The 17000-nt window shown below is 35.6% G+C and carries 15 protein-coding genes; 9 read left to right on the top strand and 6 right to left on the bottom strand.

The window, feature by feature from the left end; translation table 11 throughout:
• Positions 1 to 2 precede the first annotated feature (2 nt).
• Positions 3 to 2171: a phosphocholine-specific phospholipase C gene (locus tag K6I41_RS18840; protein ID WP_250374955.1), complete on the top strand. Its 2169-nt coding sequence runs from the start codon at positions 3 to 5 to the stop codon at positions 2169 to 2171.
• Between the two features lie 478 nt (positions 2172 to 2649).
• Entirely contained in the window at positions 2650 to 2817 is a 168-nt protein-coding gene (locus K6I41_RS18835; RefSeq protein ID WP_005049256.1) for an ABZJ_00068 family colistin stress protein, read from the top strand.
• On the opposite strand, the gene nadC is transcribed toward K6I41_RS18835, so the two are convergent.
• On the bottom strand, positions 2814 to 3659 hold the full coding sequence (gene nadC / locus K6I41_RS18830) for a carboxylating nicotinate-nucleotide diphosphorylase (RefSeq protein WP_016139677.1): 846 nt from the start codon (positions 3657 to 3659) through the stop codon (positions 2814 to 2816). The two genes, K6I41_RS18835 and nadC, sit on opposite strands and share 4 nt — an antisense overlap.
• A gap of 171 nt (positions 3660 to 3830) precedes the next feature.
• Between nadC and ampD the strand changes: the two genes are divergently transcribed.
• Positions 3831 to 4400 (top strand): 1,6-anhydro-N-acetylmuramyl-L-alanine amidase AmpD, encoded by a 570-nt coding sequence (gene ampD, locus K6I41_RS18825; protein WP_151768370.1) that lies wholly within the window; start codon positions 3831 to 3833, stop codon positions 4398 to 4400.
• Between the two features lie 72 nt (positions 4401 to 4472).
• On the top strand, positions 4473 to 6023 hold the full coding sequence (gene murJ / locus K6I41_RS18820) for a murein biosynthesis integral membrane protein MurJ (RefSeq protein ID WP_171056862.1): 1551 nt from the start codon (positions 4473 to 4475) through the stop codon (positions 6021 to 6023).
• 46 nt (positions 6024 to 6069) lie between these two features.
• Here murJ and bamJ (K6I41_RS18815) read toward each other — a convergent pair whose 3' ends face one another.
• The 5 genes from bamJ (K6I41_RS18815) to K6I41_RS18795 form a co-directional block, all read right to left on the bottom strand.
• Positions 6070 to 6765, bottom strand: coding sequence for a BamJ family beta-barrel-assembly machinery protein (gene bamJ, locus K6I41_RS18815; RefSeq protein ID WP_005308951.1), 696 nt, complete (start codon positions 6763 to 6765; stop codon positions 6070 to 6072).
• A 49-nt stretch (positions 6766 to 6814) separates the two neighbouring features.
• Positions 6815 to 7540, bottom strand: a complete 726-nt coding sequence (gene bamJ, locus K6I41_RS18810; protein WP_151768369.1) for a BamJ family beta-barrel-assembly machinery protein — start codon at positions 7538 to 7540, stop codon at positions 6815 to 6817.
• A gap of 190 nt (positions 7541 to 7730) precedes the next feature.
• A complete protein-coding gene (locus K6I41_RS18805; protein ID WP_250374954.1) occupies positions 7731 to 9914 on the bottom strand; it encodes a polysaccharide biosynthesis tyrosine autokinase in 2184 nt (727 codons plus the stop codon).
• 18 nt (positions 9915 to 9932) lie between these two features.
• A complete protein-coding gene (locus tag K6I41_RS18800) occupies positions 9933 to 10361 on the bottom strand; it encodes a low molecular weight protein-tyrosine-phosphatase (protein ID WP_049838322.1) in 429 nt (142 codons plus the stop codon).
• A 5-nt stretch (positions 10362 to 10366) separates the two neighbouring features.
• A complete protein-coding gene (locus K6I41_RS18795) occupies positions 10367 to 11467 on the bottom strand; it encodes a polysaccharide biosynthesis/export family protein (RefSeq protein ID WP_151989227.1) in 1101 nt (366 codons plus the stop codon).
• A 367-nt stretch (positions 11468 to 11834) separates the two neighbouring features.
• On the opposite strand from K6I41_RS18795, the gene tviB reads away from it, so the two are divergent.
• From tviB to K6I41_RS18770, 5 genes are all read left to right on the top strand, one after another.
• Positions 11835 to 13109 carry a Vi polysaccharide biosynthesis UDP-N-acetylglucosamine C-6 dehydrogenase TviB gene (gene tviB / locus K6I41_RS18790; RefSeq protein ID WP_151989228.1) on the top strand — a complete coding sequence of 425 codons (1275 nt, stop codon included), beginning with the start codon at positions 11835 to 11837 and terminating at the stop codon, positions 13107 to 13109.
• A gap of 18 nt (positions 13110 to 13127) precedes the next feature.
• Positions 13128 to 14153 carry an NAD-dependent epimerase/dehydratase family protein gene (locus K6I41_RS18785; RefSeq protein ID WP_250374953.1) on the top strand — a complete coding sequence of 342 codons (1026 nt, stop codon included), beginning with the start codon at positions 13128 to 13130 and terminating at the stop codon, positions 14151 to 14153.
• Positions 14154 to 14155: 2 nt separating this feature from the next.
• Complete coding sequence (locus K6I41_RS18780; RefSeq protein ID WP_128825352.1) at positions 14156 to 14698, top strand: acyltransferase; 543 nt, start codon at positions 14156 to 14158, stop codon at positions 14696 to 14698.
• A 95-nt stretch (positions 14699 to 14793) separates the two neighbouring features.
• Entirely contained in the window at positions 14794 to 15870 is a 1077-nt protein-coding gene (locus K6I41_RS18775) for a hypothetical protein (protein WP_151989230.1), read from the top strand.
• Between the two features lie 452 nt (positions 15871 to 16322).
• Positions 16323 to 17000, top strand: a complete 678-nt coding sequence (locus tag K6I41_RS18770; protein WP_151989231.1) for a hypothetical protein — start codon at positions 16323 to 16325, stop codon at positions 16998 to 17000.

The raw sequence follows: 17000 nt of genomic DNA, 5'->3' as shown, positions 1-17000 counted from the left end.
TAATGAATCGTCGCGAATTTCTTTTAAATTCTACAAAAACCATGTTTGGGACCGCTGCTTTGGCGAGTTTCCCATTGAGTATTCAAAAAGCGCTGGCTATTGATGCCAAAGTTGAAAGTGGAACTATTCAAGATGTTAAGCATATCGTGATTTTGACTCAGGAAAACCGCTCATTCGATAATTATTTCGGAACACTAAAAGGCGTGCGTGGTTTCGGTGACCGCTTTACTATTCCAATGACAGAAAGTCGAAAGGTTTGGGAGCAATACGATGCCAAGAAAAATAAAGTATTGCCGTACCATCTCGATAGTCGTTTAGGAAACGCACAGCGTGTTTCAGGAACTCCTCACTCATGGTCTGATGGCCAAGCAGCTTGGGACAATGGTCGCATGAGCGACTGGGTGGCTTATAAAAAACCGCAGTCGATGGGCTACTACAAAAAACAGGAAGTCGAATATCAGTTTGCCTTAGCCAATGCTTTTACGATTTGTGATGCTTACCACTGCGCCATGCATGCGGGAACTAACCCAAATCGTAAGTTTATTTGGACTGGAACAAATGGTCCTACGGGTGCAGGTGTGGCTAGTGTCGTAAATGAGTTTGATGGGATTGGACCATCAACAGAAGGTTATGAATGGACGACTTATCCTGAACGCTTACAGCAGGCTGGCGTGACATGGAAAGTTTATCAAAATATGCCAGATAACTTTACAGATAACCCACTTGCAGGCTTTAAACAATATCGCCGTGCAAATGAACAATCGGGTCAGCCTGTCAGTAACGACACGCCAACATGCCCAGCATACGATGAAAAAATCGATGCGACTCAACCACTTTATAAAGGTATTGCCAATACCATGCCAGACGGTGGTTTTTTAGGAACTTTTAAAGCTGATATTGCACAAGGTAAATTGCCGCAAGTGAGTTGGTTAGTCGCTCCTGCAACTTACAGTGAACATCCTGGACCATCTAGTCCTGTGCAGGGGGCGTGGTATATTCAGGAAGTATTAAATGCATTAACTGAAAATCCTGAGTTGTGGAGCCAAACCGTTTTATTGGTGAACTTTGATGAGAATGATGGTTTCTTCGACCATGTTCCTTCACCGAGTGCACCCTTTAAAGATATAAACGGTGTCGTATATGGAAAAACTACATTAAGTGATCAGCAAATATCTTATGAGTATTTTAACCATCCAGCAGTAGCGACTTCAAAATCTCAACCCGCTACAGACGGGCGGGTGTATGGGCCGGGGGTACGCGTTCCTATGTATGTGATTTCACCGTGGAGCCGTGGAGGATGGGTGAATTCACAAGTCTTTGACCATACCTCTATTTTACAATTCTTAGAAAAACGCTTTGGTGTGCAAGAACCAAATATTAGTCCATATCGCCGTGCTGTGTGTGGTGATTTAACGACAGCATTTAATTTTAAAACACCGAATACTTTGCCTGTCGCTGAACTAGAAGGGAAAAAAACAAAAACTGAAGCTGATGCGATTCGTATCGCTCAAGAACTATTGCCGCAAGTTTCTGTTCCAAACCAACAGCAATTTCCTCAGCAGGAAATGGGAATTCGACCATCGCGTGCTTTACCTTATATTTTGCACACCAGTGCCAAAGTCGATGCAGCACAAAAGACTGTAAAGCTGATGTTCTCAAATACGGGCAAGCAGGCAGCTGTTTTTCATGTGTATAACCGATTAGATCTTACGGTAGCTCCTCGTCGCTATATGGTTGAGGTGGGTAAACAGCTTGATGACGTGTGGAATACTATAAATGGACAGTACGATTTATGGGTACTCGGTCCAAATGGTTTCCATCGCGGGTTTAAAGGTAATTTGCTCCAAGCCAATCAAACTCAAGCATTACCAGAAATTAGAGTCTGTGTGGAAGAGTGTGATGCGAATTTGTATTTAAAAGTGCGTCACGACGGTAATAAGTCAGTCAAAGTCACAGTCAAAGCAAATGCTTATCTTCCAAGTAAGACATGGACTATCGAGACGAATAGTTCTGAAAAAGAATTAGTTTGGGATATGTCTGAATTTGGTGGTTGGTATGACTTTACGGTGACATTAGCTGATGATGCTACTTTTAGCCGCCGTTTTGCAGGACGTATTGAAACTCAAGAAGATTCAATTTCTGATCCGTATATGGGTTATGTAGAGTCTTAAGTTGCTGTAAGAGATGAATGATTAAGCTGAAGTCTTAGATTAATCATTATTTTAAATTAGCTAGCATGACGGAGTCTTATCGTTTATTCATCCAGTGGAAGTAGCTAATTGGTTACTTTGGTTTCGCCCAAAGTAAAGTACGTAATAAAGATTAATTAATCTTTATTACGTATCGAAAGACAACTGTTGGCTTAATAACAATCTTGCGCTTCGACAAAGCTATAATCGCTTTGTCTTGCTCAGGTTGTAGATGACATCTCGCACAATATAATATTGGGGAATATAACTAAAGGATGGCACCTGTGTCTGCCATAAATAATAGGTTTGACCATTCTATAAAATTTTTAAAGGTCACATTCTGCTTTATAGATGAATAATAAAAATAAAGACTTACCTTTTGTAACAGAATCTCCTAAGCCTTGTCATATTTATCTTTTACCTTGAAACCCTAAATTTTTAAAAGTCATGGGGAAAATTTATGCTACAAGGTTTTATTGTATTATTAGCAGTAGTTACATTTGTTTTAATGGCTGCTGACCCACGTGATAGTGGAGCACAAGCGACTCAGTCAGCATGGCAAAAAACACAAGCAGCAGACATGACCAAGTCGCAAAAAAATACGAATAACGATGTGGACTTTATTTAAGCATTAAAACGCATTGATAAATCAACAGCTCTAACGTCTTTGGTCAATACACCCATAGAAATGTAGTCAACACCAGTAGTGGCAACTTCGCGCAAGTTTTCAATGGTGATATTGCCTGATGCTTCGAGTTTACAACGGCCTGCAACATGTTTTACAGCATCAATCATTTGCTGTTGACTGAAGTTGTCGAGCATAACAATGTCTGCACCAGCTTCAAGCGCTTGATTTAGCTCATCCCAAGTTTCAACTTCGACTTCAACAGGTTTACCCGGTGCAATTTGATGTGCTTTTTCAATTGCCTGAGCAATACCGCCCGCCGCCATAATATGATTTTCTTTAATTAAGAATGCATCAAATAAACCGAGACGATGGTTCTGTCCGCCACCGATAGCCACAGCATATTTCTGTGCAATACGTAAGCCTGGTAAGGTTTTACGCGTATCGAGAAGTTTTGTATTTAAACCCTCAAGATGTTGAACATATTCAGCAGTTTTTGTTGCAACAGCAGACAAAGTTTGAATAAAGTTTAAAGCAGGGCGCTCTACAGTAAGTAAACTACGTGCAGAACCTGCAAGTTTTAAAAAGGCTTCATTTGCAGCAACACGGTCACCTTCTTGTTTTAACCAAGTTACCTGTACAGTATTGTCATAAGCTGAGATGAGTGCATTGACCCAAGGTTGGCCAGCTAAAACCATATCTTCACGGCTAATAATGGTCGCGGTTGCCTGCTCATCTTCAGGTGTGAGCATAGCGGTAATGTCACCGTCCCCAATATCTTCTTGTAATGCTTGTTGAATATTGATTTGAATTGATTGTTCAAGCAAAGACTGAGGTATGCTCATACGGTTTCCATTTTGTAGATGACCCTAAAACTTGCGATATATTAGCACCGTCGACTTTAAAAATAAGCTGTTTTATAAGATTAATCGCGATAAACAATCGCATTTACTGCTTTGAAAAGTAGATAACTGCTTTAAACTAAAACAATTGGCAAGCAAATTATTGGCATCTCAATGAAGCAAATCACACCGTATGAAGTTATAGATGGGCAATTAAAAGGGGCGAGACAAATCCCTTCTCCAAATTTTAACCAGCGGCCGACTGGTACCGAAATTCAAATGATCGTTGTTCATAATATTAGCTTGCCACCGTCTCAATTTGGAGGTGGATATATTGAGCAGTTTTTTCAAAATAAATTAGATTGGTCAGTGCATCCTTATTTTCAGACCATTGAAGGCATGCAAGTTTCTACACATCTGTTAATTTTACGAACAGGTGAAGTCCTACAGTTTGTTAATTTTAATGATCGGGCATGGCATGCAGGACGTTCGAGCTATTTAGCCAAAGTAGAATGCAATGATTATTCAATTGGGATAGAACTTGAAGGAAGTGATGATTTACCTTTTGACGAAGTACAATACGAAGTATTAACCGATGTGGTTAAGGCTATTCGTCAGGCTTATCCCGAAATTAAAAACCATATAGCAGGACATTCAGACATTGCACCCGGCCGAAAAACTGATCCGGGACCTTATTTTAAATGGCAGCACTTTAGACAACTGTTAGTTCATAAAAAAAGTTGAGTTCATTCATCATTTCACAACGAAAAGATTTTCTAGTTTCATTACAATAGCGTCTTTCGAATATAGCTGTAGGTGAGTACGATGGCATTGTGGCGATCGACTTTTATTGTCAGTGCAATGACGATGTTGTCACGAGTGTTAGGGCTCGTGCGTGATGTCGTATTGCTCAACGTGTTTGGTGCGGGTAAAGATTTTGATACCTTCGTCGTCGCTTTTCGTATTCCCAACTTCTTTCGACGATTGTTTGCCGAAGGTGCCTTTTCCCAAGCCTTTATTCCAGTATTAACTGAATATAAAACAGGTCGAGCACACGCTGAAGTACAGATCTTGATTAGTCGAGTATTTGGTTGCTTGCTAACAGTGATGACTTTACTGACTTTTGTGGCTATGGTTTTAGCACCTGCGATCATTTATATGTACGCACCGGGTTTCCATAGCGATCCTGAAAAGTTCGATTTAGCAGTCAGCATGTTCCGCCTGACTATCCCTTATTTATTATTTATGTCACTAACTGCTTTTGCTAGCAGTATTTTAAATAGTTATGGTTCGTTTGCTTCACCAGCTTTTTCACCCGTTTTACTGAATGTCGCGATGATCGCAGGCGCATGGTGGCTTACGCCGTATATGGCTGAACCCATCAAAGCCTTAGGTTGGTCAGTGGTCGTGGCAGGAATATTACAGTTAGCTATACAAATTCCTGAATTGTGGCGTAAAAATCTACTGATTCCACCTAAAGTTGATTTTAAACATGAAGGTGTAGAGCGCATTTTAAAATTAATGCTTCCAGCATTATTTGGGGTATCTGTTACCCAGATTAACCTGTTATTAAATACGATTTGGGCCTCTTTCATGCAAGATGGTTCAGTATCTTGGCTCTATAGTGCAGAGCGCATGACTGAGTTGCCGTTAGGTTTAATTGGCGTTGCGATTGGTACAGTGATTTTACCTTCACTTTCTGCCCGTCATGCAGAACAAGATCAAGCAAAGTTCCGCGGTATGATCGACTGGGCTGCAAAAATTATTGTATTAGTTGGCTTACCAGCAAGTATTGCTTTATTTATGCTTTCTACACCAATTATTCAGGCATTATTCCAGCGTGGAGAGTTTGACCTACGTGATACACAAATGACAGCGCTTGCACTGCAATGTATGAGTGCAGGCGTGATTGCGTTTATGCTGATTAAAGTCTTTGCACCTGGTTTTTATGCACAGCAAGATACTAAAACACCAGTACGTGTCGGTTTAATGTCGGTTGCAGCCAATGCTATTTTAAACGTTGTATTTATTGGTTTCTTTAAGCTGATTGATTGGCATGCAGAACATATGGCACTGGCACTGGCATCTTCAGGCTCGGCTTTGGTAAATGCGGGTCTACTCTACTTCTATTTACATAAACGTAATATTTTCCGATTTGATTCGCATTGGAAAAAATTAGGGCTTCAATATGGTTTGGCAAACCTTGCCATGATTGCAGCACTTTGGTTTGCATTAAATTGGTATAACGGCGAGCTTTCACAGTGGTTGCGTATTGCCGAAGTAGTGGGATTGTGTGTCGTCGGCGTAGTTGCTTATCTGGTCGTTTTAATCATTACCGGTTTTCGTCCTAGAGATTTAAAACACTAAAATAAAAAAGCGATCTTAAATGATCGCTTTTTTATATCTAATGAATTTATTTTGGTAAAACTTGTAGTAATTCAATATCAAAAATTAAAGTGCTATTTGGACCAATCGTGTCACCAGCACCGACTTCACCATAAGCAAGATTGGCAGGAATAAAGAAACGCGTTTTTCCGCCTTCTTTCATGGTTTGTAGACCTTCTGTCCAACCTGCAATGACTTGGCTGAGCTGAAACTCAACTGGATGATTACGAGCAATAGAACTATCAAATACGGTTCCATCTAGTAAACGACCTTCATAATTCACTTTAACGCGAGAGGTAGCTTTCGGTTTTTGTCCATTACCTTCTTTTAATACTTGGTATTGGAGACCAGATTTAGTCGTTATTACACCAGATTTTTTTGCATTATCAGCAAGAAATGCTGCGCCTGCTTGAGCGTTTAGTTGACCTGTTTTTTGAAATTCGACGAGTTGTTTGGCTTCTAATGTTTTCTTATAGTCATTAATCGCTTTCGCCATTTCTTCATCAGTTAAGCGTGCTGTTTTACTTTGAGCGCCTTCTTGGAGACCTTGGTAAAAAATATCAAGATTCAGATCTGTTAGCGCATCCGTATTATTACGACCCATTAAATAGCCATAACTATAACTAAATTGTTCTTTTGCTGGACTTTTATTCGTTATAGGAGTTGCAGCAAAAACAGATAAACTCATTGTTGATGCTGCAATCATTAAACCGATTTTTTTCATGCTGTTTTCCAAAAAAAAGGAGAGTAGTGTTCTACTCTCCTGAATGTTTTTATTTCACTGAAATAAGTTCTACATCAAAAATCAGTGTACTGTTTGCTGGAATGCCAGGAACTTCCTGAGGACCATAGGCAAGATTTGATGGAATGAAGAAAGTCGCTTTACCGCCTTCTTTCATTAATTGAAGTCCCTCAGTCCAGCCTGGAATAACTTGATTAAGAGGGAACTCAACTGGCTCACCGCGTTTATAAGAACTATCAAAAACCTGACCGTTAATTAAACGACCTTCATAATGTACTTTAACAACTGATTGAGCTGTTGGCTGTTTGCCAGTACCTTCTTTGGTAATGATATATTGCAAACCAGAAGCTGTTGTTTTTACACCAGCTTTTGATTTATTTTCTGCAAGGAACTGCACATCTGCAGATTCAAGATTAGTGCCAGCAGCTTGTTCCGGTTTATTTTGTTGCTGCATTTTTTGCTGTAATTCTTTTTCATAAGCTGTTACAGCAGCTTTTAACTCTTCTTGAGTATAAGCGCTTGGTTGCTTGCTACGAGCATCATGAATCCCTTTCACAAATGCTTTTGTATCTAGCTCAGGTGGAGTTTGCTGAGCAACTTCATATCCAAGAACATAACTGATTTTTTCAATTGGAGAGGCATTTTTATTTGCCTTGCTTCCGACTTCTGTGGTCGGATGTTGGCTTGCATAATATACTGGTACAAGTGCAGCACCGCCTAAAACTACAGCGACAGCAATGGGTAAGGCTTTACTCATAAAAGGTTCCAAAAATAATCATTTGAGTCTAAAAGGCTGCTTTTGATCTTAGCATGCTTAAGCATAGAATGTTTAAGAAAAAAAACGAGTGGTTTTTTATATATTTTAGTTAGTTTTAGTAGGGATATACTTAAAAAATCTTAAATAAAAAAACCGGATCATTTGATCCGGTTCTATTATCACTTTACGATTAATCTTCTTTTTGTGCTTTATAAGCATAGGCATAGTTATAACCATAACCGTAGCCTGCGCTAGCACGTTGAATGTCATTGAGAATAAAGCCATTGACTTTAACACCTGCTTGTTCAAAGCGATTAAGTGTTAATTCAAGTTCTTTCATTTGTGATTTAGCATAACGGGCAACAATTAAGTTCACACCAGTATATTGCGAAATAATAATACCATCGGTTACTGCCAACACTGGCGGAGTATCAATAATGATGTGGTCATACTGACTTTGAAGCTGTTCAAGTAACTCTTTAAATTGGTTTGAGCTTAAAATCTCTGAAGGATTTGTTGGACTCTTACCACGTGTAATCACATCAAGGTTTGCCACAGGAGTCTTATGTAAAACTTTTTGTAGATCAGCTTGTCCACTCAATAATTCAGAAAGACCTGGCTTCACATCAACATCAAAATATTTGTGCATATAACCACGACGCATATCGGCATCAATCAGTAATACACGTTTATCACCTTGCGCAAAAATTGTTGCAAGGTTCGTCGAAATAAATGACTTACCAACTTCTGGTGAGGGGCCAGCAATCATAATGATATTATTTTTTGCATTTGTTAAGGCAAAATGAATAGCGGTACGAATACTACGTAAGCTCTCAATTGCAATATCATCACTATTTTTAACAGCAAGAATAGGAATACTTTTCTTCTTCTTTAAAATCTTGATACGACTTTCTTGAATTGGAGAGCGTGGAACAGTTGCATAAACAGGTAAATCCAATTCATTCTCAATTTGATTAGAATCTTTAATACCTGTACGTAAGATATTACGTACTAAAGCAATTAATGTTCCTATAAAACCGCCTAAGAATAATGAAAGGAGTAAGACTTGTAGTTTTTTAGGTTTAATTGGTTCAACAGGTTCAATTGCGGTATCTACAATTCGTACATTACCAATTTCACCAGCTTTTGCGATTCGGAGTTGTTGATATGAATTTAATAAGGCAGTGTAAAGTTGTGTTTTGACTTCTACTTCACGATAAAGCTGCAAATATTGACGTTGAATATCTGGTAATTGTTTTAGTGTGCTATTTAACTCGCTGATTTGTTTATTGACAGCTGTAAGCTGACCATTAATTTCACGCATTGCTGGATGTTCAGCAGTATACTTTGCAGCCATTTCTGCCTGCTTCTGTTCAAGCTCTGCTTTCTTGGTTTCTAAAGTAATACTTTGAGTTAAATAAAGCTCTGATTCTTTTGTTACATCGACAGTATTGTACTGTTGACGGAACTTATTAAATTGACGTTCAGCGTCATCTAATTGTTTTTTTAGATCTGGGAGCTGTTCATCTAAAAATTTTAAGGTTTGCGCAGATTCAGCTGAACGTCGTTCAACATTTTGATCACCATAGGTTACTAAAATTGCGTTTAAGACTTTAGTAATGTGTTCTTGATCTTCACCTTGGTAATTCAAGCCAATAATGCCCGTTAATTTACCACGCTCTGCAACGGAATAGTCTGAGCTGATTGCATCGACTGCAGCTGGTAAAGATAAATTTTTTATATTGTATGTAGCATCAAATTGATCTTTAGTGAAGATACCCACTTTCCAAGTACCATGTGGTCCTGTTACTTGATTTAATTGATTGAGTTGTACAGTTAGAAGAGTTTGTTCAGTACTAGGATCACTTAAACGTAAGGAGTTTTTGTCAAAATTGAGTAATAAGTTTTTGTCAAGATAATAAGCAGGAATTTCAAATTGGCGTATTTCAAAGCTTTTGAGTCCATCCTTAAAAATGACTGATTTTTTATTATATTCTGTTTTATATTCAGTATCACTTAACAAGCGATGAGTAAGTGTATTTTCTGTACTGGAAATCTGAATATTTAAGTGTAAATCTTTAATAACAGAACCTAATACTAAACGAGATTTTAAAATTTCAATTTCTGCTTGAGCAGGTGACTTTTGCTCAATCATCTGTGATAAATCACCTAAAAGAGCTGCGGAAGCCCCTTTGCTGTCTTCAACTTGAACCAAAGCATCAACTGAGTAAGTATCTGGAGTTACTCGTAAATAGAGTAGGGCACATACAAGGCTCAAAATGATACAAAGTGCAATTAATTTCCACTGAGCAATTAGTGAAAAAAACAGTTCTTTTAAATCAATTGTATCGTCGGTATTCGTTTTTTGGTTCATAAGTTTAAAATCTTGGCGTTAAATATAAGGTTTCCAGTCAGCAATACATTGTTGAATGAGTTGGCAGGTTTCATCAAAAACAGCTTGATCGTGCTGATATGGATCTGGCACGTTTTTATTTTGCCAATGACCCAAACGAAAAGTTTTACCTTTTGCGAACGGCCAAGTTTGCTCAATATGTTTTTGCTGGTTCTGACTCATGACCAAAATAAGGTCAGCTTTTTTAATATGCTCAGCATTTAGTTTTCTAGCGATATGGGGCTGCATATCGATACCTAGACGCTGCATACAAAGTTGTGCTTTGTTATCTGCTTGGTGGCCTATAAGTCCTGAAATACCAGCAGATTCAACATTTAGCTCTGGGTATTTCTGTTTTAAAAAATATTCTGCCATAGGACTTCGACAAATATTCCCAATACAGACGACTAAAATATTTTTAAATTGCATGAAAATTATTGTCCCAAACGGTCTATGTTATATAACGCACTTGAGAAAGGAATAATCTGGTTAACAACGCGCTGCCAGCGAGTCAAGCCAGTCGCATCTACATATACAATATCGTTACTACGTAACTTGAACTGATTTGCTAGACCGAAATCACCAATACTCATTAAGTTTAAATGATAGAGTTCAGTTGTTCGGTCATTTGGATTAGTGCGTAAAACATAAATTCGACTAGCACTAGCTGATAATGGATTTAAACCTAAACTTTCACCTAAGGCATCACTTAAAGTCATCCCTTGGTCACGCATTGCTAAGGCTTGATTCTTACCAGATTCACCCATGACATAAATTTTCTGGTTTTCACGAGTGCTCACATAAATTGTATCATTGGGTTTGACTAATAATTTATGTAATGAATATCCTGCTTTTTCTAATTCAAGAGTATTTAGATTATAAGTTATACCATTCCGAATAAGTTGAATATAGGTGTTATCACCTTTATCAGTTACACCACCCGCAAGACCTAACGCTGTATATACACTTACAGGTTGATCACTTAAGTAAAATTGTCCACCTTTTATAACGCTACCCTGTACGGAAAAACGTTGACCTTCATAAGATAAAACTCTTACTACAACATCTGGATTTTTTAAGAAACGAGACAGTTGACTGTGAAGCTCTCGGTTAACTTGAGTGAGTGTTTTGCCAGCAGCTTTATAGCGGCCTACTAGAGGAAATTGAATATAACCAGTTTGATCGATTGGATAACCACTTGCCTGAATCGACTGTTCATTATTTATATTATTTACTGGAGGAGTGATTTCAGGATATGCCCAAAGTTGGATAGAAAGAACATCACCCGAGTTTAAACGGTATATAGGTAACTGATTTGTAAACAAAGCTGCATAGTCGCGTTGATAATCAACTTGAGCAGGTTGTATCGCCGGTAATGTTTCTTGAGAAATTTTAACGACATTAACCGTAGTTCCAAGGTCAGTTTTATATACACCTTCATTGGGAATATCGTAAGTTTGTAAACCGGAAGTGACTGCACAACTTGCAGCACTTAAACTTAAGGCAAGAACAGAAAAAAACTGGCAATACTTCACACGCAACCCTTTGTGTATTTATCTTTAATTGATATTGTCCACTGCATAGTAACAAGTGTCTATTAAACGCAGGATGTACCGATTCTAGCCGAAAAAAAATTAAAAAACACAGAAAAAACGTAGAGCTTTGTATGTTTAATTTATATCAAAGCTTTTTAACGCATATTAATAGTAATTCTTGATCGACTAAAGACCTAATGAAAAAACCCAAATTAAGCTATATAAGGAGAACTTAAGAACTGTAAACACTTTTATACAATTGAATTACGGTTAATAAAAAAAAACTGATATAGTTATGCACGACAATATCCAGTCAAGATATATTTTTTATTATATATACAATTTGTAAGGAAAAAGGCTAACTTTTATGCAACTTGCCGATTTAAGAATAGCGATTATAGGTTTAGGTTATGTAGGCTTGCCATTGGCAGTTGAGTTTGGAAAGAAAGTATCCGTAGTTGGTTTTGATATTTATCAAAAACGTATAAGTGAATTAAAAAACGGTCAAGATCATACTTTAGAAGTTTCGCCAGAAGAATTAAAACAAGCAGCTCAATTAAGCTACACTTCAAACTTAGAAGATTTAAAAGATTGTAATTTTTTTATTGTTACTGTTCCAACTCCAATTGATGACTATAAGCAGCCTGATTTAACACCTTTAGTTAAGGCCTCTACTAGTATTGGTAAAATTCTAAAAAAAGGTGATATTGTCGTATACGAGTCTACAGTCTATCCAGGTGCTACAGAAGAAGTCTGTATCCCGGTACTCGAAGAAATCTCAGGTTTAAAGTTTAATAAAGATTTTTTTGCTGGTTATAGTCCAGAACGTATTAATCCAGGTGATAAACTTCATCGTGTTACTAATATTTTAAAAATTACATCAGGCTCGACTTCTGAAGTGGCTGATTATATTGATGAAGTTTACAATTTAATTATTGAAGCAGGAACACATAAAGCGCCTAGTATAAAAGTTGCTGAAGCTGCAAAAGTCATTGAAAACACTCAACGTGATGTCAATATTGCTTTAATTAACGAATTAGCACTTATTTTTAATAAATTAGGTATAGATACAGAAGAAGTACTTAAAGCTGCTGGTACAAAATGGAACTTCTTACCATTTCGTCCAGGTCTGGTCGGTGGGCATTGTATCGGAGTTGACCCATACTATTTAACTCATAAAGCGCAAGCAATTGGATATCATCCAGAAATTATTTTAGCAGGGCGCCGATTAAATGATTCAATGGGGGCTTATGTTGTTACTCAACTTGTAAAAGGAATGATAAAAAAGAAAATCCAAGTTGAGGGTTCTAAAGTTCTAGTATTAGGTCTAAGCTTTAAAGAAAATTGTCCAGATATTCGTAATACGAAAGTTATTGATATTGTAAAAGAATTACAAGAATATCATATGGATGTTGATGTATATGATCCTTGGATTGATAGTGAGGAAACTCAACACGAATATGGTATTACTCCGGTTAATCAGCCTACTGCAGGTCAATATGATGCTGTAATATTAGCAGTAGCCCATGATGAATTTAAGGAAATGGGTATTGAGGCAATTCGATCTTTAGGTAAAGCATCGCATGTTCTTTATGATCTGAAATATGTTCTAGCTCAATCTGAGTCAGATATCCGTTTATAATATTTGTTGAGAAAAAATATGAATCAATATGAACAAGTATTGGAACAGCTAAAGAACACACCTAAAATATGGTTGATAACTGGTGTTGCCGGTTTTATTGGATCAAACCTATTAGAAACTTTATTAAACTTAAATCAAAAAGTAATTGGTTTAGACAACTTTGCTACAGGTCATCAATATAATCTGGATGAGGTAGAGGGTTTAGTTACCAGTGAACAATGGAAGAATTTCACTTTCTATAATGGTGATATTCGAAATTTAGAAGATTGTCAGAAGGTATGTACAAACGTTGACTACGTTTTACATCAGGCTGCTCTCGGTTCTGTTCCACGTTCAATTGCTGATCCAATATTGACAAATAGTGCCAATATTACGGGTTTTTTAAATATGCTTGTTGCAGCAAGGGATGCTAAAGTCAAAAGCTTTACTTATGCTGCGAGTAGTTCTACATATGGTGACCATCCGGCATTACCAAAAGTAGAAGAAAATATTGGTAATCCATTATCTCCTTATGCGGTAACTAAATATGTAAATGAGCTTTATGCTGAAGTTTTTGCACGTACATATAATTTTAAAGCAATAGGTTTGCGTTATTTTAATGTGTTCGGTAAACGTCAAGATCCTAATGGAGCATATGCTGCAGTTATTCCAAAATGGACGGCAGCTATGATTCAAGGAGATGATGTATTTATTAATGGTGATGGTGAGACCAGTCGTGATTTCTGTTATATCGAAAATACAGTGCAAGCTAATATTTTAGCAGCTGTTGCAAAAGATGAAGCTAAAAATCAAGTCTATAATGTTGCTGTTGGTGATAGAACCACATTAAATGATTTATATAAGGCTATTAAAGCAGCTTTAAAAGAAAATGATATCTCTTGTGAAAAAGAACCTGTTTACCGTGAATTTAGAGCAGGTGATGTAAGACATTCACAAGCAGATGTAACTAAAATCAAAACTTTACTAGGGTACGATCCAAAATTCAGAATATCTGAAGGAATAGTTTTAGCTGTGAATTGGTACTTACTGAATGATGGTAAATAAATATGTGGAAAATATTTACCATTTTAGCTCGTATTACTTCATTACTCCCATTTTTTCTTTTTCATTTTTTTTGGCGTTGCTTAGATATTTTTGATGGAAAATTTGGTGCGGTAGCAAGATATATTCTAATTGCTGGTAAATTAAAAAAATGTGGGACTAATGTCTATATTGGCCCCTTTGTTTCTATTGAAAGTGTTAGCAATTTATCCTTAGGTAATAATGTAAGTATCCATCATCAGTGTACATTAATTTGTTTAGGAGGGATTAAGATAGGTGATAATGTAGCAATTGCTCATGCTTCTAGCTTGATTTCTACTAACCATACATGGAACGATAATAATTTACCTATTAAATATAATCCTGTCGTTTGTGACAGCTTAGAAATTCATGATGATGTTTGGATAGGCTGTGGAGTGCGTATCTTAGCGGGAGTAAAAATTCCGAAGCGATGTGTTGTTGCAGCTGGTGCTGTTGTTACGAAAAGCTTATCAGACTCAGGAGCTCTATATGGAGGGGTTCCTGTTAAAAAGATACGTGATATATGAAATTTTCTAGAATTTTAGAGGGACTTCAGATTTTATTTCTGAAGTTCTCTTCACTTTTGATAATGAGTTTAATTTTTCTATTCCTTTGGATGCAAATGGGAGTTCAAGGAATTGGAGAGTTTGCAACTTACGCAACGATACTTGCACCAATCGTTATGTTTAGTCAATTTAGATATGTTGAATATATTAACATTGTTAATATAAAAGAAGATAAAGAAAAAAGATTTTTACAAAGTTTGTTTGCAAGTGGTGCGGTTGTTTTATTACTTTTAAGTATTTTATTTATTTTTTATTTAGTGACTCATCAACCAATAAAAATTTTAGTTGTTGCTGGTCTCTATAAAGTTTTTGAATTACTTTCAGATATTTATATTTCATTCTTAGTCTCAATTAAAGAGCTTAGGAATGCTTTTTTTGTTATATTTAAAAGATTATTCTTAATTTTATTTGGATTAATATTTTTTTATTTTAAGCAGTTTTCGTTGAATCCTATAGAATTTGTATTTTATTTGCTTTTGGGAGTGTATTTTACTTTCTTTGTAATAGATACAGTGGTAGAAAAAAGAAGGTTTAATGAAAGTCCAGATATAAAAAATATTACTGACTATGTTAAAGATAATTTTTTATATGGCTTTAACTCATTGTTAATTAGTATAAATAGCCTTGTACCAAGATATTTTTTCATTTTTTTTAATGATAAAAAAGGGTTGGGTGTTTTTACAATTGTTTATTTGTTAGCCTCTACTACTACTACTTTGATGCAATTTCTAATAAGCGTAAAAGTTAGTTTGATAGAGAAATTTATTGATACAAGATTTAATCAATACTTATTAATTAATTTAATTATCGTTGGATTATGTTTTGGTTTTTATATTTTTATAAATGAGTTGAGTGATAACTATTTTTTATTTGGACTATCTTTTGTTGTAATGTTGATCTCATTACTTTTACGAGGGGTTAATTTAACAGCAAGTTTTTCAAAGAAAATGAAAAATGTTATTAATATTGCTCTTATCTTACCAATGATTGTAGTTTCTCTTTTACTGGTTTTTCTATGTTTTTATTATAGAGAATTTGCTTTTAAATTCTCTATTTTATATGTTTTTACCTCTGCATTGATGACAAGTATGATTTTAATGTTTTCTTTAAGGAAGAGTAAATTGATATGTTAATATTGAGCTGTCTATTTTTTGCCTTATTTACGTATCTAATATTTTATTTTATTGCTAGAAAGCAGTCATTCTCGTTTTTGGTAATATCTTTTTTCTTAAATTTATATCACTATATATTCTCTTTAGGCTTTTATTTTTACTCATTAGGACGACCAAATGATAGTCTTAACTACTATATTTGGGGAACTGAACAATTAGAAAACTTTCCATTTTCTAGTGGTACAGGATTCTTAGTACATTTAGTACATTTTATAAATTATATATTAAATAGCTATGAAAACGTTTTTTTATTTTTTAGTATGATATCTTCGTGGGTTATTCTATCCTTTTTTTTAATAATCTATAATTTTTATTCCAAGAGAGAAATTTCTTCCAATAGTTTTTTATTTCTTACAATATTACTTTTTATTCCTGGTCTTCATTTCTGGACGGTAGCTATTGGGAAAGATTGCTTGGTTTTATTGTTTATATCTTTATTTTTATATGCTTATATTTATAAAAAGATAAAGTTGTTGGTTTTTTCATTAGTTTTCTTGGCATTAATTAGGATTCATGTTTTTGCAATTGTTTTTTTAACTTTTATACTGCATGAATTTATATATGGTAATTTTAAACTTAAGAAAATATCTATGGGTGTTTATAGATTTATAATTTTAGTTTTGTCAATTCCATCACTTTTTGTTTTGTATCAGTTTCTGTTTAGTTTTATTCAAAAATATTCTGAAGATGGTTTTTCGGATATCGGCGGATTTGTAGAAAATAGAAATGAAGCTTACTCTGAGGAGGGCTCAGGATTATTGCTCGCTTCACAACCTTATATATTAAAAATGCTCGCTTTCGTATTAGGTGGTTTACCGTGGTTATCACTAGATCCTCTTTCATTATTTTCAATGGCGGAAGGCGTTGTAGTTATTGGTATTTTACTATATTCATATTATTATCTTTTTACTAAGGATAAGTTTAATAATTCTAAACAAATTTTTATTTTAATATTCATAGCATTATTTATTTTATTTATGCCTTTAATTTCTGCAAATTTAGGTATTATGGTCAGAATGAGAGTAATGTTGTATGTACCAATTTTAACAGTTTTACTTATGTTTATGCTTTCTAGTGAAAGGAAAATTTAA

Source organism: Acinetobacter sp. AS23 (assembly GCF_023612055.1).
GTDB classification, from domain to species: Bacteria; Pseudomonadota; Gammaproteobacteria; order Pseudomonadales; family Moraxellaceae; genus Acinetobacter; species Acinetobacter oleivorans.
Note: the sequence above shows the minus strand (reverse complement) of the source record. Positions and strands in the feature narration are given on the sequence as shown.